Origin of the sequence: Arthrobacter silvisoli (genome assembly GCF_003369445.1) — a bacterium.
GTDB classification, from domain to species: domain Bacteria; phylum Actinomycetota; class Actinomycetes; order Actinomycetales; family Micrococcaceae; genus Arthrobacter; species Arthrobacter silvisoli.
On record NZ_QRCU01000017.1, the window covers coordinates 78192 to 101798 of the forward strand.

A 23607-nucleotide genomic window follows, 5' to 3' on the forward strand; every position below is an offset into this window, starting at 1 on the left:
GTGTGAACGGAACCGGACGGCGGCAACTACATCAGCAAATTACTGACCGGCCGTTCGGTAATCATGACAAGAATACATGACCGCCCCGGCCGCTGTTAATGGGTCGGCGGGGATTCCTTGGCGGCGGGCCCCGCGCCGGAGGCCGGCTTCCCGCCGGACCCGGGCTTCAACTTGGCGCGGACCGCTTCAACTTCGGCGGCCGTGACCCCATTGGCCAGCAGGAAGCCCGGGACATCCAGGGAGCGGACGAACTCCAGGAGGCTGGCCTCGCGGGCTTCGAGCAGGGCCTCGAAGCTGGCCTCGTCGAGATAGCGTTCATGGACGTGCGGCACGCCGTGGGTACGGTGGCGTTCGTTGATGCCGCGCATTCCCTGCCGGTACCCACGGACGATCTCCTCCTCGCCGGCGCCGGCCAGGAGTTGGAGCATGACGGCGACAATGCCGCTGCGGTCCCGGCCCGCGGAGCAGTGCACCACAACCTTTCCGCGGGCGGCCGCGATCGCCCTGAAGACGGCTGCGAGCCGCCCGGAGAAAAGCCGCAGGTAGTGGCCGTAGTGCGCCGGATCTTTCAGGTACGGGCCGAACAGTTCGCCGAACTCCTCGGCGTCGGGGTCTTCGGTAGGGCACTGCACTACCTCGAAACGCTGCAGCAGTTCCGCAGGCACATCGGGGTCGGTGTCCCTGGGCTGCCGCTCGCGGGGGCTCCGCAGGTCGATCACCGTGCGGACGCCGTCGTCGTACATCTGCTGCCAGCCGTCCGGCGTAAGCCATTCACGCCGGCCCATCCGGTACACATCCCCGGCGATATGCCAGGCATTCACGGCGCCGTCCCACGGGACCCCACCGCGGAGCGATGCCGCAGCCCTCCGATCCATACCTGCCAGCTAAGCACAGGTGGCGGAAAAGCCGAAGGGAGTCTTGTGCCGCCGACGTGACGCGTGTCATACTTTTTCTCGATGCGCATCGACGATACGTATCGACGATTTCAAGGCACGATCCCGCTCAAGACACAATGGCCACGAGGCATCAGCTACCCGGCAAACAGAGGAGGCCCGGCAATGCCCACCAGCAAGGATGTTGCCCAGGCCGCCGGAGTGGCCCAAAGCACCGTGTCCTACGTCCTCAGCGGCAAACGTCCGATTTCGGAGAAGACCCGGAAGAAGGTGGAGGCTGCCATCGAGCAGCTCACCTACCAGCCGAATGCCGGCGCGAGGGCCCTGGCCGGACGGCGGACGCATGTGATCGGCCTGGTGATTCCGTTCATCCCCGAACTGCACATGGCCTCGATCATGGAGTTCGTTTCCGTCATCGCCAACACGGCCCGCCAGTACGATCACGACATCCTGCTGGTCACGGAAGACGAGGGAGCCCCCGGGCTCCGGCGGGTCGTGGGCCAGCAAATCTGCGATGGCCTCATCCTCATGCAGGTGGAGGGCGAGGACGAACGCCTTCCGGTGGCCCGCAGCCTCAACGTGCCTGTGGTGCTGATCGGCATCCCCCGGGATCCTTCAGGCCTCGTCTGCATCGACGCCGACTTCGAGATGGCCGGCGAACAGTGCGTGCGCGACCTTGCAGCCGCCGGGCATTCCGTGGTGTCGGTGATCGACTGGCAACCGGAAGTCGTCAACCGCCACGTGAACTATGTTGACCGTTTCATGCGCGGCACCGACAAGGCCGCGCATGAACTTGGCGTAAAAGTGCTCCACCTTCCGGGTGGAACGGACAGGGACATCATCGCTGACTCCGTGGACAAGGCCTTGGCCGAAACCACTGGCACGCCCGCGTTCATCGCCCCGGACGGCACCGCCCAGGACGTCCTCCGGAGGACTTTGGCCAGCCGTGGCCTGACACCGGGACAGGACGTTTCCGTCATCGGCAGCGCTTCCCCTACGCTTGCCGAACTCCAGCCCATTCCGCTTTCCACCATCGACCTCCGCCCGGCCGAAGTGTCGCGCCGGGCGGTCAAGATCATCTGCGAACTCCTCGAAGCCGGCAACCAGGGACCACACGAATCCCTCGAGCTGGTGCCCACGGTCATCACGCACCGTTCCACCACGCTCCGTCCATCCCACGGCGCCTAAAACCAAACCCACCCTTTCCCGCAAAGGCTTTTCCACCAATACCTATCGATACGCATCGTCGATACGCATCGATAATTCCCTGCCCACCATCCCACCACACGAAGGAACAGACAATGAAGTCAGCACGCAGGACCCCCCGTCCCCTCGCCCTGGCCACCGCCACGCTTCTTGGCCTGCCGTTGTTCATTTCGGCCTGCGGAGCCACACCGGCGGCGTCGTCTTCCGAAAACGTCACCGAAATCTCCGTGATGGACTACTACAACAACGAGCCGGACAAGTCGTTCATCGGCGACGCACTGAGCTCCTGCGGCGCCAAGGCAGGCGTCACCATCAAACGCGAAACCGTTCCGGGCAAATCGCTGATCTCCAAGGTGCTGCAGCAGTCTTCCTCGAAGACCCTGCCCGACGTCCTCATGCTCGACAATCCCGACCTGCAGCAGATCGCCGCCACCGGAGCACTGGCACCACTGTCCGACTTCAAGGTCAGCACCGAAGACTTCGCCGAGGGCGTGCTCAGCGCGGGCACCTACAAGGACAAGGTCTACGGACTGGCCCCCACCGTCAACACCATCGCGCTCTTCTACAACAAGGACATCCTGGCCAAGGCCGGAGTCACCCCGCCCACGACCTGGGACGAGCTCACGGCAGCCGCCGCCAAGCTGACCGCCGGAGACCAGTACGGGCTGGCCTTCAACGCGAACCCCACCTACGAGGGAACGTGGCAGTTCCTTCCAGTCATGTGGTCCAACGGCGGCGACGAGAAGAACATCGATACTGCCGAGACGGCACAGGCCCTCGAGCTCTGGACGGGCCTGGTCAAGGACGGTTCCGTGTCCTCTTCCGCCCTCAACTGGACCCAAGCCGATGTGAAGGACCAGTTCCTTGCCGGGAAAGCGGCCATGATGGTCAACGGACCGTGGCAGATCCCGGCCCTCGACAAGCAGCCATCCCTCCACTACGACGTAGTGAAGATCCCGGTCCGGGAAGCCGGCCAGACGGCAGTAGCGCCCCTGGGCGGCGAAGTCTGGACTGTCCCGCAGACCGGCAACAAGGCCAGCCAGGCGAAAGCCGCGGAGATCGTGGCCTGCCTGAACAGCGACGAGCAGCAGATGTCCATGGCCAAGGCCCGGAACACCATCCCCTCCAAGACCACGCTGGCAGACAAGTTCGCGGCCGAGAATCCCAAGCTCGCCACCTTCACGGAACTCATCAAGACCGCCCGTGCACGCACCGGAGAACTCGGCGAGAAATGGCCGGCCCAGGCAACCAAGATCTACACGGCCATCCAGACTGCGCTGACGGGCAAGGCTTCCCCGGCGGATGCCCTGAAGCAGGCCCAAGGCCAGTAGGCAGGCTGCCATGTCACTGACCACCGACGCATCGCGCACCGCCCCCCGGGCCGGTAAATCCCGGACCGCGAGCGCCACCTCCCCGGCAGGCGGCAGCGAAAAACCCCCACCACGGCGGGGCACCCGCGCACGCCGGGAGCGCATCTTCCAATGGCTGTTCCTGGTTCCGGCCGTGGCCTACATGGCGTTGTTCTTCGGCTATCCCGTGGTGAAGAACCTCGTCATGAGCTTCCAGGACTACACCACCGCCACCTTCTTCACCGGCGAAGCCCCGTGGGTGGGGCTGGCCAACTACGCGGCCGTGCTGTCGTCGTCGTTGTTCTCGACCTCGCTGCTGAACACGGCACTGTTCACGCTGGGATCCATCCTGGGCCAGTTCGGCATCGGCCTGGCCCTGGCCGTGTTCTTCCAGCGGAAGTTCCCGCTCAATGGCATCCTCCGATCGCTGCTCCTGCTCCCGTGGCTGCTGCCCCTGATCGTCTCCAGTGCCGTGTGGCGCTGGATCCTGGACAAGGACAGCGGCGCCCTCAACCGCTTCCTGGGCGACCTGGGCATCATCCACACCGGGGTTCCGTGGCTCACCAGCACCTCCTTGGCGCTGATCGCGGTGGTGGGCGTGAACATCTGGATCGGCATCCCGTTCAACCTGACCATCCTGTACGGCGGCCTCCAGGAAATCCCGGACGAGCTTTACGAGGCAGGTTCGCTGGACGGAGCCACGGGCTGGACGGCGTTCCGGCACATCACCTGGCCCATGCTCCGTCCCGTCGTCAGCGTGGTGCTGGTGCTCGGCGTCGTCTACACCCTGAAGGTGCTGGACATCATCCTTGGCCTGACCAACGGCGGGCCCGCCAACTCAACCCAGACCATCGCCACCCAGTCCTACGACCTGTCCTTCCACGAGTTCAAGTTCGGCGAAGGCGCAGCCCTTGGCAACGCGCTGGTGGTTATTTCCCTGGTGTTCGCGGTCCTGTACCTGCGGGCCAGCCGACGCGCCGTGGACGAGTGAGGAAACCATGACGACAACCCAACTCAAGGCGGCCACCCCGACCCGCGGCAACTGGGGCTACACCGCGCTGGCCGTCCTCATCCTGGCCGTCATGCTGTTCCCGGTCTACTGGATGGTCAACGCCTCCCTGCAACCCAACGGCACCACCCTGGAAACCTCCTGGATCCCGCTCCAACCCGATTTCACCGGCTACGCCACGGCCATCAGCGAGCAGGCCGGCAACCTGGGCACGAGCCTCATCATCGCTCTCGGCAGCGTGGTGCTGAGCCTGGCCATCGCGGCCCCGGCGGCCTACGCCCTGGCCTACTTCAAGGTCCGCGGTGCCGGCGTGGCGCTCTTCGCCATCCTCATCAGCCAGATGATCCCGGGCATCGTCGTCGCCAACGCCCTCTACACGGCGTACAACGACCTCGGCCTGCTCAACTCCATCCCGGGGCTGATCCTGGCCGACTCCGCCCACGGCATTCCGTTCGCGATCCTCATCATCCGGGCCTTCATGAACGGCATGCCGGCTTCGGTCATCGAGGCGGCGCGCGTGGACGGGGCGGGACATATCCGGGCGTTCTGCTCGATCGTGATTCCGCTGAGCCGGAACTCCCTGATCACCGCCGGGCTGTTCACGTTCCTGTTCGCCTGGAGCGACTTCCTGTTCGCCCTCACCCTGACCACCACCGAGGCCGTGCGGCCCGTGACACTGGGCATCTTCCAGTACATCGGCGCCTACGTGAACGACTGGAGTTCGGTCATGGCGACGGCGGTGCTGGCCTCCATCCCGGCCATCGTCCTCTTGGTCGCGGCCCAGAAATACATCGCTGCCGGCACCACCGGCGGCGCGGTCAAGTAGACCGCCCTTACCCCTGCAAGGAGAACAACCATGCCTGAAAACAAACCCATCAACGTCACCGTGTGGAGCGAAAACCGGCACGAAAAGCGGGACGAACTGGTGGCCCGGCTCTACCCCGAAGGAATGCACGGCGCCGTCAAGGCGGGCATCGAGGAGAACCTGGGCATCGCCGTCGTGGTCCGCACCGCCACGCTGGACGAACCGGACCACGGCCTCAGCGAGGAAGCCCTCGCCGCTACCGACGTCCTCACCTGGTGGGGGCACATGTCCCACGCCGACGTCGACGACGAGATCGTGGAGCGCGTCCACCGCCACGTCCTGTCCGGCATGGGCCTGATCGTGCTGCACTCCGGGCACTGGTCCAAGATCTTCACCAGGCTCATGGGCACCACCTGCACGCTGCGCTGGCGCTCCGAACAGGACCGCGAACTGGTGTGGACCGTGGACCCGACGCACCCGATCGCCAAGGGCGTCCCGCACCCCATCGTCATCGAGCAGCAGGAAATGTACGGCGAGTTCTTCGACATTCCCACACCCGAGGAACTCGTGTTTATCAGCTCCTTCAGCGGCGGCGAAGTCTTCCGTTCGGGCTGCACCTTCCGCCGCGGCCACGGCAAGATCTTCTTCTTCAGCCCCGGCGACCAGGACTACCCGGTGTACCACCACAAGGACGTCCGCCGGGTCATCTCCAACGCCGTCGAATGGGCCGTCACCGACCGCCCGGAACGCGCCCTCCCGGAACTGCTGCGCTACGGGACCGACGACTTCTTCAACGGCAAGAGCTACCAGGGAGCCAACGCGTGAGCGCGCCGTTCGCCACCATTCCCGACGACGGCGCTCCCCTGCGCGTCGTCGTCGTCGGTGCGGGCGGCATGGGCCGCGCCTGGCTGCGGACCGTCGAAGAGTCGCCGCTGGTGGAACTCGCGGGCATCGTCGACCTTGACCTGTCCACGGCTGCCGAGGCGGCGGCCTCCTTGGGCCGGCCCGGCCTCCCTGTCGGTGCCGGGACCGCGGCCCTGGCGTCCGACGTCGGAGCCCAGGCGGTCATCAATGTCACCGTTCCTGCCGCGCACCATCCGGTGACGGCGGAGGCGCTGGCGGCCGGGCTGCCGGTCCTCGGCGAAAAGCCCGTGGCGTCCACCGTGGCGCAGGGGCTCTCACTGGCCGCCGCCGCGGAACTCCATGGCCAGCTCTTCATGGTCAGCCAGTCCCGCCGCTACAACCGGCATCTCTTCGCCGCCAAGCACCTGGCATCGTCCCTGGGTTCGCTCGGCATCCTGTCCGCCGAGTTCTACAAGGCACCGCATTTCGGCGGGTTCCGGGACGCCATGGACCACCCGCTGCTGCTGGACATGGCCATCCACCAGTTCGACATGGCCCGGTTCCTGCTGGATTCCGATCCCGTGTCCGTGACCTGCGAGGAGTACAACCCGTCCTGGAGCTGGTACCGCGGGGATGCGGGCGCTACGGCGGTTTTCGAGATGACCGGCGGAGAACGCTTCGTGTTCAACGGCAGCTGGTGCAGCCCCGGCCAGGAAACCTCGTGGAACGCCTCGTGGCGGATCAGCGGTGAGCGCGGCACGGTCCTCTGGGACGGGGACGGCGAACCTGTCTCCACGCTTCCGGGGCCCGCGGATTCCTTCGCCGATCCGGGCCAGGAAATCGCCGGATCGCTGCGCGACTTCGTTTCGGCCGTGCGCACGGGAAGCACACCGATGGGACAGGTGCACCGGAACATCATGAGCCTGGCCATGGTGGAAGCCGCGATCGGGAGCGCAGCCACCGGCTCCCGGGTTTCGGTGGATGCGTTGCTCGAAGACTCCTACCGGCAGGCCATGCTCGACGAACGGGACCCGGCGGTGCTGGAGGTCCTGAAGGCATGGAGCTCGGTGCGGGCCGCCCTCGCCGGCGCAGGGGTCGCGCCGTGACGGGGCGCCTGCGGGCGGGAATGGCCGGCTACTCCTTCATGGGGAAACTGATGGCCCACCGGACACGGCCCTGGCTGGCGGACCGCAGCTGGCAGGAAGTATGCACCAGAGCTTCCGGAGTTCGCCATCCTTGACGGGTCCCTTCGCGTTCAGTCTTTCCAGTCGAAGAAGCCTTTGCCGCTCTTGCGTCCCAGTTCGCCCCGGGCCACTTTGTCGCGCAGGATCTGCGGCGGGGCGAAGCGCTCCCCCAAGGTGGAGTGCAGGTATTCGGCGATCCCAAGGCGCACGTCCAGGCCAACGATGTCGGTGGTTTTCAGCGGCCCGGTGGGGTGCTTGTAGCCCAGAACCATGGCGGCGTCGATGTCTTCGGCCGAGGCCACGCCTTCCTCCACCATGCGCATCGCTTCCAGCGCGATCGCGACGCCCAGCCGGGATGACGCGAAGCCGGGTGCGTCATTGACGACGACGGCGGTCTTGCCAAGCGCCTCGACCCAGGCTTTCGCCGCGGCGGCAAGGTCCGGGGAGGTTTGCCTGGCCAGGACCACTTCGATCAGGGTGGACGCCGGCACCGGGTTGAAGAAGTGCAGGCCCAGGAAGTTGGCGGGGCGGTGCAGTTCCGAAGCCAGGTCCGATACGGACAGGGACGAGGTGTTCGAGGCCAGGAAGGCGTCCGCCGAGAGGTGCGCTTCCACGGCCTTCAGGGCCGCCACCTTGAGCTCGAAGTCTTCAGGCACCGCTTCCACCACCAGCCCGCAGTGAATGAACGATTCGTAGTCCGTTGACGTGCTGAAGCGGGCCAGCGCCTCCTCGGAAGTTTCACCGAGGGTGCCGCGCGCTGCGGACTTGGCAACGGCGTCGGACACCCGGGCGTGCGCGCCGGCGGCAGCTTCGGCGTCGCGCTCCACGACGATCACGGTGGCGCCCTTGACCAGGAAGGCGTGCGCGATGCCCGCGCCCATCCGGCCGCCGCCCAGGACTCCTACGACGTGCGGGATAGCGGCAACGATGCTCATGTGGTGGTCCTGTCCTGGGTTTCGAGGGTGCTGTCAGCGTCCGTGCCGGCGGGGAAGCCTTCCTGGGGAGGCCTGGCCGCGCGGCGTTCGGCCATCTTCTTGTCCAGGAAGTCCTGCATGCGGTCGAACTTGGCGCGCGACTCGAACAGGATGCCCTGGGCGAGGGTGTCGATCACCGGGTGCGCACCCTCGGGGGCATGGAAGACGGACTTGGTGATCCGCACGGCCAAGGGATCCTGGCGGGCGATGCGGTCGGCGAGCTTGTGCGCGGCCTCCATCAGCACGGGGGCTTCGTAGATGCCTGTGATGAGGTTGATGCGCAGCGCCTCCTCGGCGCGCAGCACGGCCCCGGCCAGCAGGATTTCCTTGGCGAGGGGCTCCCCCACGAGTTCCTTCAGCCGCCAGGTGGCGCCGGCGGCGGCCATGATGCCGAGCCCGGTCTCCGGGTTGCCGATCCGGACGGCGGGCGTGCCGATCCGGAAGTCGGCGGCGTAGGCAAGCTCTGCTCCGCCGCCCAGGCAGTAGCCGTCGATCGCGGCGATGACGGGCATGGGCAAGCGGGCGATGCGGGCGAAAATCGTGGAGTTGATCCCGCGAAGGGCGTCATCACGACGGCGGTCCCGCAGCTGGCCGATGTCCGCGCCGGAGGCGAAGACACCTTCGCCTCCGGTGATGATCAGGATCTTCGGCTCGCGCTCGAGGTGATCGCAGACTTTGTGCAGCTCGTCGACCATCTGCTGGTCGATGGCGTTGCGGACGTCCGGCCTGTTGAGCAGGACGGTTAGCCGGTCCTGCTGCTCTTCGACCAGCAGGGTGCTGAAAACTTCCGGGTTCAGAGCCATTACACGCCTTCCAGGAGAAGCGCCGAGCCTTGCCCGACACCGATGCACATCGTTGCGAGGCCGATCCTACGGCCCGCCCCGGACAATTCGCGTTCCATCCGGCCGAGCAGCGTGATCGCTATCCGCGAGCCGCTGGAACCGAGCGGGTGTCCCAGGGCGATGGCGCCGCCGTCGTTGTTCACGATTCCGGCATCCAGCCCCAGTCGGCGCATGCTGGCGAGGGACTGGGTGGCGAAGGCCTCATTGAGTTCCACGGCGCCAATATCGGCGACGCCGAGGCCACTGCGGTCAAGGATCTTCCGGGTGGCGGGGACAGGTCCGATGCCCATGATTTCCGGTTCGCAGCCGGCGGCCCCGCCGTCGATGATGCGGGCGCGCGGGGTGAGCCCGTACTTCCGGATAGCAGCCTCGGAGGCGACGATGATCGCGGAGGCGCCGTCGTTGAGGCTGGAGGAGTTGCCTGCGGTGACGATGGAACCGCCCGGAACGACGGGCCGCAGCCCGGCCAGGACCTCCATGGTGGTTCCCTCACGGGGCCCTTCGTCGGTGTCGACGACGGTCTCGCCCTTCCTGGTCTTCACCGTCACAGGGACGATTTCCTCCTTGAAGCGGCCCGCGGCGATCGCGGCCAGGGCGCGTTCGTGGGAAGCGGCTGCAAAGGCGTCGGCGTCCTCGCGGGAGATGCCGTCCACGCGTCCGACTTCCTCGGCGGTTTCGGGCATCGAGTAGGTCATCTTCCCGTCCCGGGAGAGCTCACCCTTGGTGAAGCGGGGGTTGGCGAAGCGCCAGCCGATGGAGGTGTCGAAGATCTGGCCGGGCTTGGCGAAGGCGGTGGCCGGCTTCTCCTGGACCCAGGGTGCCCGGCTCATGGATTCGACGCCGCCGGCCACCACGATGTCCGCTGCGCCGGCCTTGATCATATGGCTGGCCATGATGATGGCACTCATCCCGGAGGCGCAGAGGCGGTTGACGGTGATGCCGGGGATGTGGAGCGGAAGGCCCGCCAGGAGGGTGGCCATGCGCGCGACGTTGCGGTTTTCCTCACCGGCACCGTTGGCGTTGCCGAGGATCACCTCGTCGATCGAATCGGGGTCGACGCCGGCCCTCGCCACTGCCTCGCCCACCACCAGCCCCGCGAGGTCGTCGGGACGGACTGCGGAAAGCGAGCCGCCGTAGCGGCCGACGGGCGTACGGACGCCGCCAACAAGAAAAGCCTCGACCATGAGCACATCCTTCACGGAGCAGGGTCGGCGAATAATTTACCGACCGTTCGTTCTATAAAGATTACACTGTGCCCGTCCCGGGTCAACAGGGAAGCGTCACAGGACGCGGATGCCGAGGTGCCCGGCCAGAAGCGGAGCCAGCAGGCTGAGCTGGTAGTCATCGATCACGACCCCGGAGATCCCGCCGAGGCCGTTGACCGCACGGAATTCGCTGCCGCGCAGGTCCACGTCCTTGAGCTTGGCACCCGTGACGTCGAGCGTGCCGATGGTGCAGTCCTTGAACGCCACCCGGTTCGCAGTGCTGGAGCCCAGGTCCAGTTCGTTGATGATGCAGCCGGTCACCTGAACGTCCTGGAGCTTGGAGCCGCGCAGGTTCAGGAAGTCCAGCTTGCCGCCATCGATCCGCACCGACTGCCAACTGCCCTCGTACAGTTCCGCAGATCCCCAGCGCGGGTTGCTGATTTCGACGTCGCGCCAGGAACTGCGCGCAGCGGTGAGCACCGGGGCGTAGGGCTCGGTGAGGATGCAATCCCGGAACGTCGCTCCGCGCAGTTGTGTTTCGTTGAAGGAGGGGCGGTCAAACTCGCACTCGAGGAAATCGGCGCCGCCTAGCTCCTGGCCGTCGGCCCGCACCTGGCTGAACCGGACGCCGTCGTACCTTTCGCCGCGGCGGAAGTCCGGGGCCTCGACGTCGCGCAGGTCCGCCAGCCGCACTGGCGAGACTCTTGGGGCGGCAAGCTTTGGGGCAGCCATCAGAGGGACTCCGCTTTCGCCGCGATCTCGGCAAGGTCCTTGCTCAGGGCCCCTCGGGTAATGCCCATGCCGATCTTCCCGAAGAGGGCCATGGTGACCTTGCTCAGGAGCGTGGGCTTGAGGATCTCGGCGCCGAACGTCAAGGTGAGGTCCGTGCCGCCATCGCGTTCGGTCAGGGCAAACCTGGTGGTGTACTCGGCACCGCCTTGGCGCGCCTTGACCGTAGTGCTGCGGGGCGGTTCGGTTTCAGCCACCCACATTTCGACGGTCTCCTGCCTGCCCATCATGGTGCGGGTTTCCTTCCAGCGCGTGCCTTCGCCGTAGGGACCCTCGCTGATCATCTGCACGGAGTCGATGCCCGAGAGGATGGCGGCCGAGCCGGGGATGTCTGAAATGACAGCCCAGACCTTCTCCGGGCCGGCGCTGATGTGCTGCGTCAGGGTGGTGGCGTGCTCCATGGATCGAGCCTAGCCCCGGGTACTGACAGGCCCAACCGCCGGCGGGATCCGGGCCGGCATGAACGCGAACGGCGGGCGCCCCCGCAAAGGGAGGCACCCGCCGCCGGGCGTGTGGAGTTAGCTGAACAGTTCGCTCTTGGGCTCGTTGTTCTTGACCTTCTGCCAGCCGAGCCAGAGCACGACGGCGAAGAACGGGACGGTACCCAGGGTCCAGGCACCGAGGTAGAAGACCTCACCTGTGGCTTTGTCCGTCATCGTGTCCATGCCGATCAGCACGGTGATGGCCAGCAGCGCCACGAGGCCGGCCCAACTGGTCCACGGCGAACCGGGCATGGGGAGGCTGGAGACCTGGCCTTTCTTCTTCCGCAGCATGATCTGGCTGGCGAAGATGGAGCCCCACGTGAAGATCACGCCAATGGAGGCGGTGTTCAGTGCCAGGTCGAAGGCGTGGGAACCGCCCAGCCAGATGTTCAGCAGGATGCCCACGAGGTAGACGGCGCCGATCGCCAGGATGGCTGCGTACGGGACGTGGCGGGTGGACATCCTGGTGAGCCACTGCGGGGCGTGGCCGTTGTTGGCCATGGTGCGGAAGATGCGGCCGATCGAGTACAGGCCGGAGTTGCACGAGGACAAGGCGGCGGTGATGACGATCATGTTCATGACGTCGCCCATCCAGCCCAGGCCCATCTGGCCGAAGACGGTGACGAACGGGGAGGTGCCGGCCTTGTACTGGTCAGACGGCAGCAGCATGGCGAGCAGGGTCACCGAACCGACGTAGAAGATGACGATGCGGACCACGACGGCGCGGATCGCCTTGGGCACTTCGCGGGCCGGGTTTTCCATTTCACCCGCGGTGATGCCCACCAGCTCGATGGCGTTGTAAGCGAAGATCACGGCGTTCAGGACCAGGATCATCACCAGCCCGCCCTTGGGGAACATGCCGCCGTCGGCGTGGAAGAGGTTGCCCACCGAGGCGTGCCCTGCGCCCACTTGGGCGTTGGTGACCACCATGAAGGTGCCCACGGCCAGGAAAATCACGATCGCGGCGACCTTCAGGCAGGACGCCCAGAATTCGAACTCGCCGAAAGCCTTCACGCTGAACAGGTTCACGGCCACCAGCAGCACCAGCGCGGCGATGGCAGACAGTTCCACGGGAACGTTCGGGAAGAAGAACTGGAAGTACAGGCCGATCGCGATCAGTTCGGCGATGCCCGTCATGGCCCAGTTGATGAAGTACATCCAGCCGGACAGGTAGGCGCCCTTCTTGCCGAAGAGTTCGCCGGCGTAGCTGACGAAGGACCCGGAGGTCTGGCGGTACATGATGAGTTCGCCGAGGGCCCGCATGAGCAGGTAGGCGATGACGCCGGCGATGGCGTAGGAGAAGATCAGGGCCGGGCCGGTGGAGGCCAGGCGCCCGCCGGCACCCATGAAGAGGCCGACGCCGATGGCGCCGCCCATCGCGATCATGGTGACGTGGCGGCGGCTCAGGGTCTTGCTGTAGCCCTCGGCGCTGAGGGACGGATCGACGGCGGTTGCCTGGCCGGTGGGGTTCTTAAGGTCTGTGGGGGTACTTTGCGTCACAGTTGTTCCTTGTGGGTTGGGGAGGTACCAGCGCCCTTTACTGCACGTGATTCGGCTCATGGGCCGGAATCCTGTTCACTTCTGCGGGTTACAGAGCGAATCATCGAAGGGCGAATCCAGCAACCCCATCTTACAGTGTGAAACGCACCACTCGTGACCCGGCCTACACCCGGCCTCCGGTACCGCCCCCGGAACTCCTTCCTGCCCGGGTCTTTTGGGGCTAGCCTGTGTCTAGCTCGACAGACAAACCCTGCAGGTGGACGGTCGACGTCGCACCTGGCCTTCGCATTGGATCTGGGGGGAAACTTGCGAAACAGAAGGCTGCTGCTGCCCGCCGCATTCCTGCTTGCCCTTGCCGGATGTTCCAGCGGGGGCGCACCGCCCGGTAGTCAAAGCACAAGCCCGGTGCCGTCGTCGGGATCCGTTGCGGGAACCTCCGGCACGCCAAACCCTGCCGCAACGGACCAGACCGCCGCACCGCCGCCGTCGTCAGCCCCCGGTGACGTCTCCACCTCTTTCAACGCGATCGATGCGCTGCGGAACCACAGCTGCACGGCGGCAAGCGACGGGTCCTGGACCTTCAAGGGAACCCTCGTCAACACCACGGGATCCGCGAAAACCTACACCGTGGCAATTGCCGTGACCATCGGCGCAGCCATCCAAGGCCACGCCTTGATCACGGAAACAGTCCAGCCGGGAAAGTCAGCCGATGTCTCGGCCAAGGATTTCGCGCACACCACCGGCCGGGCCGGCATCTGTGAACCGGTTGTCTCGGCCGAAGATGCGCAGTGAAACAGGGCACCACAGTGAAACGGGGGAACACAGTGAAGACCGGACTCCACGCGAAGTTCTCGCTCATGACAGCCACCCTCCTACTGGGCCTTGCAGCGGTTCCCTTGGCGGCAACTCCGGCTGCCGCCGAGGAGACCCCCGGCCCGGGCCCTGGGCCGTCACCCAGCAGCGAAGTGCTTCCCAGCGGCGAGCCCAGCCCAAGCGCGCCGGGAACCGGCTCGGAAGCGCCGGAGCCCGGTCCTTCCACCACCATCGATCCGCCCGCGACGGTCGGGGACCCGCCGTCGTCGGAGCCAGCGGAACCGTCCACCCTGTCGGAGCCGGCCGAACCGGGCTTCACAGCGAGCGGAGCGATCGGCGAAAAATGGCTCGGACTGGGCGGAGCCGAAGGCGTCCTTGGCGCCCCGAGCTCCAAGGAATACTGCGCCGACGGCCTCTGCCAGCAGAAGTTTGAAGGCGGCTTGATCTATTGGACCAGCGCGGACGGTGCGCACGCGGTCCTTTCGAAGGCGGGCCACACCGGGCCGGCGTTCTTCTCGGGCGGCGGCCTGGCCGGATTCGGCTACCCGGTGGGCGACGAAACCACGGTGGCCGGAGGCAGCATCCAGAAGTTCTCGGGTGGAATCGTCCTGGCGTGGAACGGCAGCACGGTCTTCCGCATCTGGTCCCGCGGGGCAATCGGCGGCTTCTGGTCCGCCCTGGGATCGAGCGCGGGTCTCGGCATGCCCCTTTCGAACGAAAGCTGTGGTCTCCGGAACGGCGGATGCCTCCAGGCTTTCGCAAGGGGAACCATCTACTGGTCCCCCGCCACCGGAGCCCGCTTTGTCCGCGGCGCCATCCAGACCAGATGGAAGTCGGTGGGCGCACAGGACAGCGTGATGGGCTACCCCGTGACCAGCGAAATCTGCGGCCAGCCAGCCAGCGGCTGCCTCCAGCGCTTCCAAGGCGGGAACATCTATTGGTCGCCGGGCAGCGGGGTCTGGGTGGTCCGGGGTGCCATCGGCGGCCAGTACGCTGCAACCGGCGCCAACCGCGGCCCCCTCCTCTACCCGCTCTCGAACGAGAAATGCGCCGGAGGCAAGTGCATCCAGAACTTCCAGGGCGGTTTCATCGGCTGGGAGGGGCACGCGGGGACCCGGATCTATTCCAAGGGAACCGAATGCCAGAAACTGAACAACGGGAAGTCCAAATACCCCACCTACGGCGCCAACCGCGTGCTCTTGACCGTCGCCCGCGATTACAAGGTGTCCCGGTCGACGAGCATCTACTGCAAGAGCCTGGCCGGAACCTACGTCCCTGACTGGAAGACGGACAGTTACGTGGGCGCTTCGGGATTCAAGCCCCCGGGAGTCCCGTCCGGGCCCACGCGTTACCTCTTCTCGCCGACAGGCTCCTTCAGCGTCACCGAGGCGTTCGGCCTGGGAAACCCGGGAACCAAGCTGGCCTACCGGACGCTGAACCCGCGTTCGCGCTGGGGCGGCAATCCCTGGACCCCCACGTACAACAAGTACTTTGAGTCCTCATCGTGGGTGGGCTGGGACGAGAACATGTGGTACCTCGCCACGCGTTCCACCCATGACTACCGGCAGGGCGTGGTCATCAACTACAACCGCCCGAACATCGTCCAGGACGCCGGCTTCGCGATTTTCCTGCACATGAACAAAGTGCCCACGGCCGGCTGCATCTCCCTGGACGACTGGGCGGTGCTGGACTACATGCGGAAGTCCGTCCCGGGCGACCGCATCATCATGGGCACTTACTGGGACCTGTTCCGCTGACCGTGGCTCTGCAGTGATCCGCTGGCGGGTTCAGCGCGCCAGCGCCACCGCCCGCTTCCTGCGCGCCTTCGCCAGCCGTGTACCGATCAGTCCCTGCCGCGGGCTGAAGAGGTAGACGACGGCAAACACGGTGCCCTGGGCGAGCACCACCATGGCCCCGGAGGCCGTGTCCAGGTAGTAGCTGATGTAGATCCCGGCCACCGAGCAGGCTGCGGAGATGACCGGGGCGATCACCAGCATCCGGGAGAAGCGGTCGGTCAGCAGGTAGGCCGTGGCCCCCGGGATGATGAGCATGGCCACCACCAGCACCACGCCCACCGTTTGCAGCGCCACCACCGAAGTCAGCGCAAGCAGGCCCAGGAGCAAGGCACCCAGGCGCCGCGGAGACAGCCCGATCGCATGGGCATGGGTCGGGTCGAAAGCGTACAGGGTCAGGTCCCGCCGTTTGAGCACCAGGATGGCGAAGGCCACCACTCCGAGGATCACCACCTGCACCAGGTCCGCGGCGCTGACCCCCAGCAGGTTGCCGAAGATGATGTGGTTCAGGTCCGTCTGGCTGGGCGTCACGGAAATCAGCACCAGGCCAAGGGCGAAGAGCGACGTGAAGACGATCCCGATCGCGGCGTCCTCCTTGACGCGGCTGGTGTTGCGCACCACGCCGATCAGCGTCACGGCCAACAGCGCGAACACCAGCGCACCGAGCGCGAACGGCGCCCCGACGATATAGGCGAGCACGACGCCGGGCAGCACCGCGTGCGACACGGCGTCACCCATGAGCGACCAGCCAATCAGCACCAGCCAGCAACTCAGGACGGCGCAGACGACGGCGGCAATCGCCGTCGTGAGCAGCGCGCGGACCATGAAGTCGTAGCTGAGCGGTTCCAGCAGGATAGTGAGCAGGTCCATCGCCTAGCCCCTGTTCATGACGTCGAGGCCGAAGGCCATGGCGAGGTTTTCCGGCTGCAGCACCACGTCCGGGGAACCGTGCATAAGCACCTTCCGCATGAGCAGCGCGGCCTCGTCGCAGAGCTGCGGCAGTGCGTGCAGGTCGTGTGTGGAAACCAGGATGGTCGCGCCGTCAGCGGCGAGTTCCCGCAGGAGCCGGGTGATGGTCGCTTCGGAGCGCTTATCCACGCCGGCGAAGGGCTCGTCGAGCAGCATCATCGTGGCGCCTTGGGCGATGCCGCGCGCAACGAACGCCCGCTTCTTCTGGCCGCCGGAAAGCTGGCCGATCTGCCGGTCGGCGTAGTCGCTCAGTTCCACCCGCTCCAGCGCGTGATCGACGGCGTCGCGGTCCGCCTTCCGTGGCCGGCGGGTGAAGCCGAGGTGCCCGTACCGGCCCATCATCACCACGTCGCGCACGGACAGCGGGAACGCCCAGTCCACGTCCTCGCTTTGCGGGACGTAACCGATGCCGGCTTCCTTGCGCATCTTCACGGGGGGCTGGCCGTTGACGAGGACCTGGCCTGAGTCCGGCTTGACCATGCCCATGATGGCTTTGAAAAGGGTGGATTTGCCGGAACCGTTCATCCCCACGAGCCCGCAGATCCTGGCCGGTTCCAGGCTCAGCGAGGCGCTGTCCAAGGCGAGCACGTCGCCGTAATGCACCGTGACCTTGTCCACGAGGATTGCCGGGGTGCTCATGGCGTCTTCCCCGTCAGGCCGCCGGCGATGGTCCGGGCGTCATGCCGGATCAGGTCCAGATACGTCGGCACGGGGCCGTCCGCTTCGGAAAGGGAGTCCACGTAGAGCACGCCGCCGAACTTCGCCCCGCTCGCCTCGACCACCTGCATCATGGGCGCCTTGGAAACCGTGGACTCGCAGAAGACGGCGGGAACCTTGTGCTCCTTGACGTATTCGATGGCTCGGGCGATCTGCTGCGGCGTGGCCTGCTGCTCGGCGTTGACAGCCCAGATGTAGACCTCCTTGAGTCCGACGTCGCGCGTCAGGTAGGAGAATGCCCCTTCGCAGCTGACCAGGGCGCGCTGCTGGGCGGGCAGTGACTTCAGTTCCGTGGCCAGGTAGTCCTTGACCGCCTGGAGCTTGGCCTTGTAGCTGCTGGCGTTGGCCTCGAAGGCGGCGGCGTTGGACGGGTCGAGTTTCGCGAATGCCTTGGCCATGTTGTCGGCATAGATCTGAACGTTCGACGGCGACATCCACGCGTGCGGGTTCGGCTTGCCTTTGTAGCTGTCCTCGGCGATCGGCATCGGCTGCACGCCTTCGCTCACCACTGCGTGCGGCACGTCCAGCCCTTCGACGAACTGCTGGAACCAGACTTCGAGGTTCAGCCCGTTGTCCAGGATCAGGTCGGCCTGGGCCGCCTTGCGGACGTCTCCCGGGGTGGGCTCGTAACCGTGGATTTCGGCGCCCACCTTCGTAATGGATTCGACGCGCAGTTTGTCGCCGGCCACGTTCTTGGCAACATCGGCCAGGACGGTGAAGGTGGTCAGGACAACGGGCCGGTCCTCGTTTCCGACGCTGGCCGACCCCCCGCAGGCAGTCAGGCCGAGCGCGAGGGCGGCGGTGAGTACAAGGGACACATTCCGGACAGCAGCTTTGGTGTACCGAAACAGAGATTTAGGCATACCGAAAATCATACCGGGGGCCAGCACGCGCCGCCAGTTGGCACCTTGTCTGCCAGGGTCCCCTGGCCGCAGCGCAGCGGAGGCTAGGGAGGCAGCGGGTGGGCCCACGCTGCCAGGGTCCCCTGGCCGCAGCGCAGCGGAGGCTAGGGAGGCGGCGGGGACTACGCTGGTCGTATGGGCAAGATTCCACCGCCGGGAAGGCTGTACGCCTTCAACGGCCTCGACGCTGTGGCGGCCGGACTCTATCTCGGACTGATGCTTTTCGCCGCCTTTGCCGGCGCCCTGCTGGCCCCCTTGCTGCAGAGCCTCCTGGCCACGCAGGCGGCAGCTTCCTATGCGGTCAACCTCGCTTTCTATGCCTCGGTGGGCATATTTGCGCTCCTCGCCGCCCATGGGGTGGTCGCCCGCGACCTGCGGATCCTCGCCACCCGGCCCTGGTTCACGATGGCCATGGTGCCCTTGTCCGTTGTCGCCATGCTGGTCGTCACGGCCATTGTGGTCACGGCAACGGGACAGGCACGCGCTTCGGAGAACCAGCTGGGTATCCAGTCACTTATCCAAGGGGTCCCGGCCTGGCTGATCGTGCCGTTGCTGGTGCTCGTGGGGCCCTTCGTGGAGGAGTACATCTTCCGGCACCTGCTGATCGGCAAGCTGTCCGGCCGGGTCAACATCTGGATCTGCTGCGCCCTCTCCGCGGTGCTGTTCGCGGGCATCCACGTCATCGGCGAGGAAGGCCTTTCGGTCCAGGCCATGGTTCCTTATCTGGGAATGGGTGCCGTCCTGGTCGCGGTGTACGTCTGGACGGGGAAGAACCTCATGTTCTCCTTCCTCGTCCATGCCGGCAAGAACCTCCTGGCGGTGCTGCTGATCTACGCGCTCCCGCCACAGTTCTTCGGTGCCTGAGGCAACCCGGACGGAAACTGTCCGCGTGGCACTATCCCGGTGCCCGCCGTCGTCGTAGTTTCATGGCATGGCACTGAACTTCCAGGTCGTAGTCGACTGCAAGGATCCCCATATGCTCGCCGACTGGTGGGCCGAGACGCTCGACTGGGTTGTCGAGTCCCAGGATGAGGCGTTCATCCGCTCGATGGTCGGGCAAGGGTTCGCCACGGAGGATGAGACCTCCATCCTTAAAGGCAAGCTCGTATGGAAAACGGGTGCAGCCATTATTCCGTCGGAAGACCAGGACAAAGCCATGGGCAAACGGTTCCTGTTCCAGGCCGTCCCGGAGGAAAAGACAGTCAAGAACCGGGTGCACTGGGACGTCCGCCTGGACGGCCGCGACAAGGACGAAGTCCGGGCCGAGTTGGAGGCGCGCGGGGCACGGCACCTGTGGACAGCCACCCAGGGTCCGCACGAATGGCACACCATGGCGGACCCGGAGGGCAACGAGTTCTGCATCAGCTGAGCCGGTAACTAAACTCGTCAGGGTGAGCAACGACTTCCCTGCCAAGGTATCCGACGTCTTCGACCCCGCGCGCTGGCGCACGGTTTCCGGATTCGACGACTTCCAGGACATGACCTACCACCGGCAGGTGGAACGCGACGAAGCCGGCACCGTCATCCGGGACCTGCCCACCGTCCGTATTGCCTTCAACCGCCCGGAAGTGCGCAACGCCTTCCGGCCCGGCACGGTGGACGAGCTCTACCGTGCCATGGACCACGCCCGGATGACCCCGGATGTGGCCACCGTGCTGCTCACGGGCAACGGCCCCTCCGCCAAGGACGGCGGGCACTCCTTCTGCTCCGGTGGCGACCAGCGGATCCGCGGCCGTGAAGGCTACAAGTACGCCTCCGGCGAGACAGCTGAAACCATCGACCCCGCCCGGGCCGGGCGGCTGCACATCCTGGAAGTCCAGCGGCTCATGCGCACCATGCCCAAGGTGGTCATCGCCGTCGTCAACGGCTGGGCGGCAGGCGGCGGGCACTCGCTGCACGTCGTCAGCGACCTCACCATCGCCTCCCGCGAGCACGGCAAGTTCAAGCAGACGGACGCCACCGTGGGCAGCTTCGACGCAGGCTACGGCTCCGCCCTGCTGGCCCGCCAGATCGGCCAGAAGGCAGCCCGCGAAATCTTCTTCCTGGCCCGCGAATATTCCGCCGAGGACATGGTCCGCATGGGTGCCGTCAACGAAGCGGTGGACCACGTGCGCCTCGAAGAGGTGGCCCTGGAGTATGCCGCAGACATCGCCCGTCAGTCGCCGCAGGCCATCCGCATGCTCAAGTTCGCCTTCAACCTGGCCGACGACGGCCTGGCCGGCCAGCAGGTCTTCGCCGGCGAAGCCACCCGGCTGGCCTACATGACGGACGAGGCCGTGGAGGGCAAGGAAGCGTTCCTGCAGAAACGGGATCCGGACTGGTCTGCCTTCCCCTACTACTTCTAGGAGCCCGGCTGTGGATGACATCCTGAAAGCCCTCGCTGCTGCCCTGCAGGGCGAGGGACCCCCCGTCGAGATCATCACGGATCCCGACGGGACCGCCCGGGCCATCGCCGTGGAGACCCCAGGTTTCGAGGACGCGGCCGTCGTGGTGCGCACCTCGGGATCCACCGGCACCCCGAAGGCCACCGTGCTCACAGTCGACGCCCTCGCTGCGTCCTCCATGGCTACCGCCATTGCCCTTCGCGGTGAAGGCCAGTGGCTGCTGGCCCTGCCTTTGCAGTATGTGGCGGGCATCCAGGTGCTGGTCCGTTCCTTGTTCGCCGGCACCCGGCCCTGGGCGATGGACCTCAGCGACGGGTTCACGCCGGAGGCCTTCACCGCCGCCGCCTTGGAACTGACGGACACCATCCGCTTCACCTCCCTCGTCCCCACCCAACTTCAGCGGCTCCTCGATGACCCGTCCGCCGACACCCTCGCCGTGCTCCGGCGCTTCAACGCGATCCTGCTCGGCGGCGCACCGGCTCCCGATGGCCTGCTGGAGGCGGCGCGCGACGCCGGCCTCCACGTGGTGACCACGTACGGCTCTGCCGAGACGTGCGGCGGCTGCGTGTACGACGGCGAGCCGCTGGACGGCGTCGACATCCGGATCGACGGTGACGGCCGGATCCTGCTGGGCGGCAGCACCCTCGCGGCCGGTTACCTGGACTCCCCCGACGCGGGCGATTTCTTCGCGGAAGACGGCAGCCGCTGGTACCGCACCGGGGACCTCGGCGAGCTTTCCCCCGACGGCAGACTCACCGTCCTGGGCCGGGCCGACGACGTTATCATCACCGGGGGCGTGAAGGTCTCCGCCGCACACGTGCAGGCTGAGCTCGAAAGGCTCGACGGCGTCAACGCGGCCTTCGTTGCCGGCGTTCCGTCCGTGGAATGGGGCCAGGCCGTGGCCGCCTATCTTGCGGTGGGTGAGCCGGCGGCAGCCGGCCCGGATGAACTGCTCGCCGCCGGGCGTTCGGCCCTTGGGTCACTGGCGCCGAAGACCGTCATCACCGCACCCGCGCTGCTGATGCTGCCTAACGGGAAACCGGACCGGCTCGCCATGGGCGCACTGCTCAGCAAACTGCATCAGGCAGAATAGACAAGTTCACCGCATCCGACGCCGGTCCCGGCCGGCCCCACCGCGAAACAACACGAGGTACAACACGTGGCAACAGCTGCACAATGGATCCAAGGCGCCCGGCCGCGCACCCTGCCGGCAGCGATCGCACCGGTGCTGATCGGCACCGCGGCCGCCTACGAACTGCAGTCGTTCCGCCCGTTCAACGCGATCCTGGCGGCGTTGGTTGCCCTGCTGCTGCAGATCGGCGTCAACTATGCCAACGACTATTCGGACGGCATCCGCGGAACCGACGAAGACCGCGTAGGTCCCCTGCGCCTGGTGGGATCGGGGGCTGCCCGTGCCCGGGACGTGAAGTGGGCCGCCTTCGGTGCGTTCGGCCTCGCCATGCTGGTGGGCCTGATCCTGGTGGTCATCACCCAGGCCTGGTGGCTGATCCTGGTGGGCCTGGGCTGCGTGCTTTCCGCCTGGGGCTACACCGGCGGAAAGAACCCCTATGGCTACATGGGCCTCGGCGACCTGTTCGTGTTCGTCTTCTTCGGCCTCGTGGCCACCCTCGGCACCACCTACACCCAGGCCGGTCAGATCAGCCTTCCCGCCGTTATCGGCGCCATCGGCACCGGACTGATCGCCTGCGCCCTCCTCATGGCCAACAACGTCCGGGACATCCCCACGGACACCATTGCCGGCAAGAAGACCCTGGCGGTACGGCTGGGCGACCGGCACGCACGGGAAAGCTATGTGCTCATGCTGGCCCTGGCGCTTCTCCTGGTGGTGGTCCTCGCGCCCACCAAGCCTTGGATGCTGATTGTGCTGCTCCTGGTCCCTGCCTGCCTGACGCCCGCCTGGCTCATGGTCAACGGCAAGCGCAAGAACCTCATCCCGGTGCTCAAACAGACCGGCCTGATCAACCTCGGCTACAGTTTGCTGTTCTCGCTCGGCCTGGTGCTGAGCACGGGCTTCTAGGGCACGAAAAAATCCCCGGCCAACGGACTCCTCGCCGCCGCGTTCCGCGGAGCCAGGCTGTTGGCCGGGGATCTTTTGCCTAAGTTCAGAGTTCCTTGGGACGCCGGTCGTTCTCGACCCGTATTTCCGGGTGCTCGTCCACCAGGCGGTCCTCGGCGTCGGCGTCGGCGACTTCGCCGGCCGAACGCAACGGCTTGGCCCGCCCGGAGAAGCGTTCACGCATGGCGGCCGTAGCGGCGTCGCGCTGTTTCTGGAAGAAGAGGTAGCTGATCGCGAAGGCGATCAGGCCGGCGAAAACCACTGCCAGGACGGCGCCGGTCTGCAGGAGAAGGAACAGCACGAACAACGGCACGAACAGCGCCAGACGGATCAGGGAGTACTTGAGGAAAGCCACGGACCAAGTTTACCGTTTGGATGCCCACCGGCCGTCGCCGGCGACAGTACGGGCCCTTGCACGGTAGCTAGACTGAATGTATGCCCCGCGTTATTGCAGTCATCCTCGTCCTGTTGGTCTTCGTGTACGGACTCGTGGATGTGATTCGCACGGACGGACGGTACGTCCGGGGTATTTCCAAGCCGGCGTGGATCGTGGTGATGGTGGTGCTCCCGGTCCTGGGGGCCATCCTTTGGTTCATCTTCGGACGCCCCTACGGCGGCCGGGCCGCCCAGCAGGCCTTCCCTGCCCACCCGACAGCCCCCGACGACGACCCCGAGTTCCTGCGCAACCTGGAAATCCGGCGACGCAACCAAAGCGAAGCAGAGCGGCTGAAGCAGCTCCGGAAGGAACTCGAGGAGCGGGAACGCAAGCTCGGGGGCGAATCGACGTCAGACGGCAACGACGGCAACAATGCCTGACGGCAGCCGAGGCCCTTGCCGCAGCCCCACAGCGGAAAGGGTGTCAGGGGCTCGC

Annotated in this window: 25 protein-coding genes; 14 read left to right on the forward strand and 11 right to left on the reverse strand. The window is 66.2% G+C overall.

Annotated features, from left to right (window positions below; all coding sequences use genetic code 11):
- Positions 1-95: 95 nt before the first annotated feature.
- Positions 96-875, reverse strand: a complete 780-nt coding sequence (locus DWV11_RS03800; RefSeq protein ID WP_115787561.1) for a tyrosine-protein phosphatase — start codon at positions 873-875, stop codon at positions 96-98.
- Between the two features lie 183 nt (positions 876-1058).
- Here DWV11_RS03800 and DWV11_RS03805 point away from each other — a divergent pair, with 183 nt between their 5' ends.
- The 6 genes from DWV11_RS03805 to DWV11_RS03830 all read left to right on the forward strand — a co-directional run bounded on the left by DWV11_RS03805 (position 1059) and on the right by DWV11_RS03830 (position 7211).
- Complete coding sequence (locus DWV11_RS03805) at positions 1059-2081, forward strand: LacI family DNA-binding transcriptional regulator (RefSeq protein ID WP_115787562.1); 1023 nt, start codon at positions 1059-1061, stop codon at positions 2079-2081.
- A 113-nt stretch (positions 2082-2194) separates the two neighbouring features.
- Positions 2195-3430, forward strand: coding sequence for a sugar ABC transporter substrate-binding protein (locus DWV11_RS03810; RefSeq protein WP_115787563.1), 1236 nt, complete (start codon positions 2195-2197; stop codon positions 3428-3430).
- 10 nt (positions 3431-3440) lie between these two features.
- Positions 3441-4439, forward strand: a complete 999-nt coding sequence (locus DWV11_RS03815; protein WP_115787564.1) for a carbohydrate ABC transporter permease — start codon at positions 3441-3443, stop codon at positions 4437-4439.
- A 7-nt stretch (positions 4440-4446) separates the two neighbouring features.
- Positions 4447-5283, forward strand: coding sequence for a carbohydrate ABC transporter permease (locus tag DWV11_RS03820; protein WP_115787565.1), 837 nt, complete (start codon positions 4447-4449; stop codon positions 5281-5283).
- 30 nt (positions 5284-5313) lie between these two features.
- Entirely contained in the window at positions 5314-6087 is a 774-nt protein-coding gene (locus tag DWV11_RS03825) for a ThuA domain-containing protein (RefSeq protein WP_115787566.1), read from the forward strand.
- Positions 6084-7211: a Gfo/Idh/MocA family protein gene (locus DWV11_RS03830; protein ID WP_115787567.1), complete on the forward strand. Its 1128-nt coding sequence runs from the start codon at positions 6084-6086 to the stop codon at positions 7209-7211. Before DWV11_RS03825 ends, DWV11_RS03830 begins: the two co-directional genes overlap by 4 nt.
- Before the next feature lie 149 nt (positions 7212-7360).
- Here DWV11_RS03830 and DWV11_RS03835 read toward each other — a convergent pair whose 3' ends face one another.
- The 6 genes from DWV11_RS03835 to DWV11_RS03860 form a co-directional block, all read right to left on the reverse strand.
- Positions 7361-8224, reverse strand: coding sequence for a 3-hydroxyacyl-CoA dehydrogenase family protein (locus DWV11_RS03835; RefSeq protein ID WP_115787568.1), 864 nt, complete (start codon positions 8222-8224; stop codon positions 7361-7363).
- Complete coding sequence (locus DWV11_RS03840; RefSeq protein WP_115787569.1) at positions 8221-9066, reverse strand: enoyl-CoA hydratase/isomerase family protein; 846 nt, start codon at positions 9064-9066, stop codon at positions 8221-8223. The genes DWV11_RS03835 and DWV11_RS03840 overlap by 4 nt, the downstream gene beginning before the upstream one ends.
- Positions 9066-10289, reverse strand: coding sequence for a thiolase family protein (locus tag DWV11_RS03845; protein WP_115787570.1), 1224 nt, complete (start codon positions 10287-10289; stop codon positions 9066-9068). Before DWV11_RS03845 ends, DWV11_RS03840 begins: the two co-directional genes overlap by 1 nt.
- Before the next feature lie 96 nt (positions 10290-10385).
- A complete protein-coding gene (locus tag DWV11_RS03850) occupies positions 10386-11042 on the reverse strand; it encodes a pentapeptide repeat-containing protein (RefSeq protein ID WP_115787571.1) in 657 nt (218 codons plus the stop codon).
- Positions 11042-11500 carry an SRPBCC family protein gene (locus DWV11_RS03855; RefSeq protein WP_115787572.1) on the reverse strand — a complete coding sequence of 153 codons (459 nt, stop codon included), beginning with the start codon at positions 11498-11500 and terminating at the stop codon, positions 11042-11044. Before DWV11_RS03855 ends, DWV11_RS03850 begins: the two co-directional genes overlap by 1 nt.
- Before the next feature lie 117 nt (positions 11501-11617).
- Positions 11618-13081, reverse strand: a complete 1464-nt coding sequence (locus DWV11_RS03860) for an amino acid permease (RefSeq protein ID WP_115787573.1) — start codon at positions 13079-13081, stop codon at positions 11618-11620.
- A gap of 405 nt (positions 13082-13486) precedes the next feature.
- Here DWV11_RS03860 and DWV11_RS03865 point away from each other — a divergent pair, with 405 nt between their 5' ends.
- Both DWV11_RS03865 and DWV11_RS03870 read left to right on the forward strand, forming a co-directional pair.
- On the forward strand, positions 13487-13873 hold the full coding sequence (locus DWV11_RS03865; RefSeq protein WP_115787574.1) for a hypothetical protein: 387 nt from the start codon (positions 13487-13489) through the stop codon (positions 13871-13873).
- A 32-nt stretch (positions 13874-13905) separates the two neighbouring features.
- Positions 13906-15651 carry a hypothetical protein gene (locus tag DWV11_RS03870; protein ID WP_136017877.1) on the forward strand — a complete coding sequence of 582 codons (1746 nt, stop codon included), beginning with the start codon at positions 13906-13908 and terminating at the stop codon, positions 15649-15651.
- A 30-nt stretch (positions 15652-15681) separates the two neighbouring features.
- On the opposite strand, the gene DWV11_RS03875 is transcribed toward DWV11_RS03870, so the two are convergent.
- The 3 genes from DWV11_RS03875 to DWV11_RS03885 are packed head-to-tail and all read right to left on the reverse strand — an operon-like array spanning position 15682 to position 18236.
- Complete coding sequence (locus DWV11_RS03875; RefSeq protein ID WP_115787576.1) at positions 15682-16557, reverse strand: metal ABC transporter permease; 876 nt, start codon at positions 16555-16557, stop codon at positions 15682-15684.
- A 3-nt stretch (positions 16558-16560) separates the two neighbouring features.
- Entirely contained in the window at positions 16561-17295 is a 735-nt protein-coding gene (locus tag DWV11_RS03880) for a metal ABC transporter ATP-binding protein (protein WP_115787577.1), read from the reverse strand.
- The gene (locus DWV11_RS03885) at positions 17292-18236 is read right to left on the reverse strand and encodes a metal ABC transporter substrate-binding protein (protein ID WP_115787578.1); all 945 of its coding nucleotides are present in this window, start codon (positions 18234-18236) and stop codon (positions 17292-17294) included. The genes DWV11_RS03880 and DWV11_RS03885 overlap by 4 nt, the downstream gene beginning before the upstream one ends.
- Before the next feature lie 174 nt (positions 18237-18410).
- On the opposite strand from DWV11_RS03885, the gene DWV11_RS03890 reads away from it, so the two are divergent.
- From DWV11_RS03890 to DWV11_RS03910, 5 genes are all read left to right on the forward strand, one after another.
- Positions 18411-19139: a CPBP family intramembrane glutamic endopeptidase gene (locus DWV11_RS03890; protein WP_115787579.1), complete on the forward strand. Its 729-nt coding sequence runs from the start codon at positions 18411-18413 to the stop codon at positions 19137-19139.
- A gap of 67 nt (positions 19140-19206) precedes the next feature.
- The gene (locus DWV11_RS03895) at positions 19207-19644 is read left to right on the forward strand and encodes a VOC family protein (protein WP_115787580.1); all 438 of its coding nucleotides are present in this window, start codon (positions 19207-19209) and stop codon (positions 19642-19644) included.
- Between the two features lie 22 nt (positions 19645-19666).
- Positions 19667-20620, forward strand: coding sequence for a 1,4-dihydroxy-2-naphthoyl-CoA synthase (locus DWV11_RS03900; protein WP_115787581.1), 954 nt, complete (start codon positions 19667-19669; stop codon positions 20618-20620).
- Positions 20621-20630: 10 nt separating this feature from the next.
- Positions 20631-21752 carry an AMP-binding protein gene (locus tag DWV11_RS03905; protein WP_115787582.1) on the forward strand — a complete coding sequence of 374 codons (1122 nt, stop codon included), beginning with the start codon at positions 20631-20633 and terminating at the stop codon, positions 21750-21752.
- Positions 21753-21818: 66 nt separating this feature from the next.
- Positions 21819-22697, forward strand: a complete 879-nt coding sequence (locus DWV11_RS03910) for a 1,4-dihydroxy-2-naphthoate polyprenyltransferase (protein WP_115787583.1) — start codon at positions 21819-21821, stop codon at positions 22695-22697.
- Between the two features lie 85 nt (positions 22698-22782).
- On the opposite strand, the gene DWV11_RS03915 is transcribed toward DWV11_RS03910, so the two are convergent.
- Positions 22783-23091 (reverse strand): DUF4229 domain-containing protein, encoded by a 309-nt coding sequence (locus DWV11_RS03915; RefSeq protein ID WP_115787584.1) that lies wholly within the window; start codon positions 23089-23091, stop codon positions 22783-22785.
- Between the two features lie 80 nt (positions 23092-23171).
- Between DWV11_RS03915 and DWV11_RS03920 the strand changes: the two genes are divergently transcribed.
- Entirely contained in the window at positions 23172-23552 is a 381-nt protein-coding gene (locus tag DWV11_RS03920; protein ID WP_115787585.1) for a PLD nuclease N-terminal domain-containing protein, read from the forward strand.
- Positions 23553-23607: the final 55 nt, after the last annotated feature.

Coding starts and splice junctions, on each gene's coding strand:
- DWV11_RS03920 (WP_115787585.1), top strand. CDS start 23,172: ATGCCCCGCGTTATTGCAGTCATCCTCGTCCTGTTGGTCTTCGTGTAC.
- DWV11_RS03840 (WP_115787569.1), bottom strand. CDS start 9,066: ATGGCTCTGAACCCGGAAGTTTTCAGCACCCTGCTGGTCGAAGAGCAG.
- DWV11_RS03885 (WP_115787578.1), bottom strand. CDS start 18,236: ATGCCTAAATCTCTGTTTCGGTACACCAAAGCTGCTGTCCGGAATGTG.
- DWV11_RS03800 (WP_115787561.1), bottom strand. CDS start 875: ATGGATCGGAGGGCTGCGGCATCGCTCCGCGGTGGGGTCCCGTGGGAC.
- DWV11_RS03855 (WP_115787572.1), bottom strand. CDS start 11,500: ATGGAGCACGCCACCACCCTGACGCAGCACATCAGCGCCGGCCCGGAG.
- DWV11_RS03845 (WP_115787570.1), bottom strand. CDS start 10,289: ATGGTCGAGGCTTTTCTTGTTGGCGGCGTCCGTACGCCCGTCGGCCGC.
- DWV11_RS03820 (WP_115787565.1), top strand. CDS start 4,447: ATGACGACAACCCAACTCAAGGCGGCCACCCCGACCCGCGGCAACTGG.
- DWV11_RS03890 (WP_115787579.1), top strand. CDS start 18,411: ATGGGCAAGATTCCACCGCCGGGAAGGCTGTACGCCTTCAACGGCCTC.
- DWV11_RS03810 (WP_115787563.1), top strand. CDS start 2,195: ATGAAGTCAGCACGCAGGACCCCCCGTCCCCTCGCCCTGGCCACCGCC.
- DWV11_RS03850 (WP_115787571.1), bottom strand. CDS start 11,042: ATGGCTGCCCCAAAGCTTGCCGCCCCAAGAGTCTCGCCAGTGCGGCTG.
- DWV11_RS03835 (WP_115787568.1), bottom strand. CDS start 8,224: ATGAGCATCGTTGCCGCTATCCCGCACGTCGTAGGAGTCCTGGGCGGC.
- DWV11_RS03825 (WP_115787566.1), top strand. CDS start 5,314: ATGCCTGAAAACAAACCCATCAACGTCACCGTGTGGAGCGAAAACCGG.
- DWV11_RS03880 (WP_115787577.1), bottom strand. CDS start 17,295: ATGAGCACCCCGGCAATCCTCGTGGACAAGGTCACGGTGCATTACGGC.
- DWV11_RS03895 (WP_115787580.1), top strand. CDS start 19,207: ATGGCACTGAACTTCCAGGTCGTAGTCGACTGCAAGGATCCCCATATG.
- DWV11_RS03815 (WP_115787564.1), top strand. CDS start 3,441: ATGTCACTGACCACCGACGCATCGCGCACCGCCCCCCGGGCCGGTAAA.
- DWV11_RS03805 (WP_115787562.1), top strand. CDS start 1,059: ATGCCCACCAGCAAGGATGTTGCCCAGGCCGCCGGAGTGGCCCAAAGC.
- DWV11_RS03875 (WP_115787576.1), bottom strand. CDS start 16,557: ATGGACCTGCTCACTATCCTGCTGGAACCGCTCAGCTACGACTTCATG.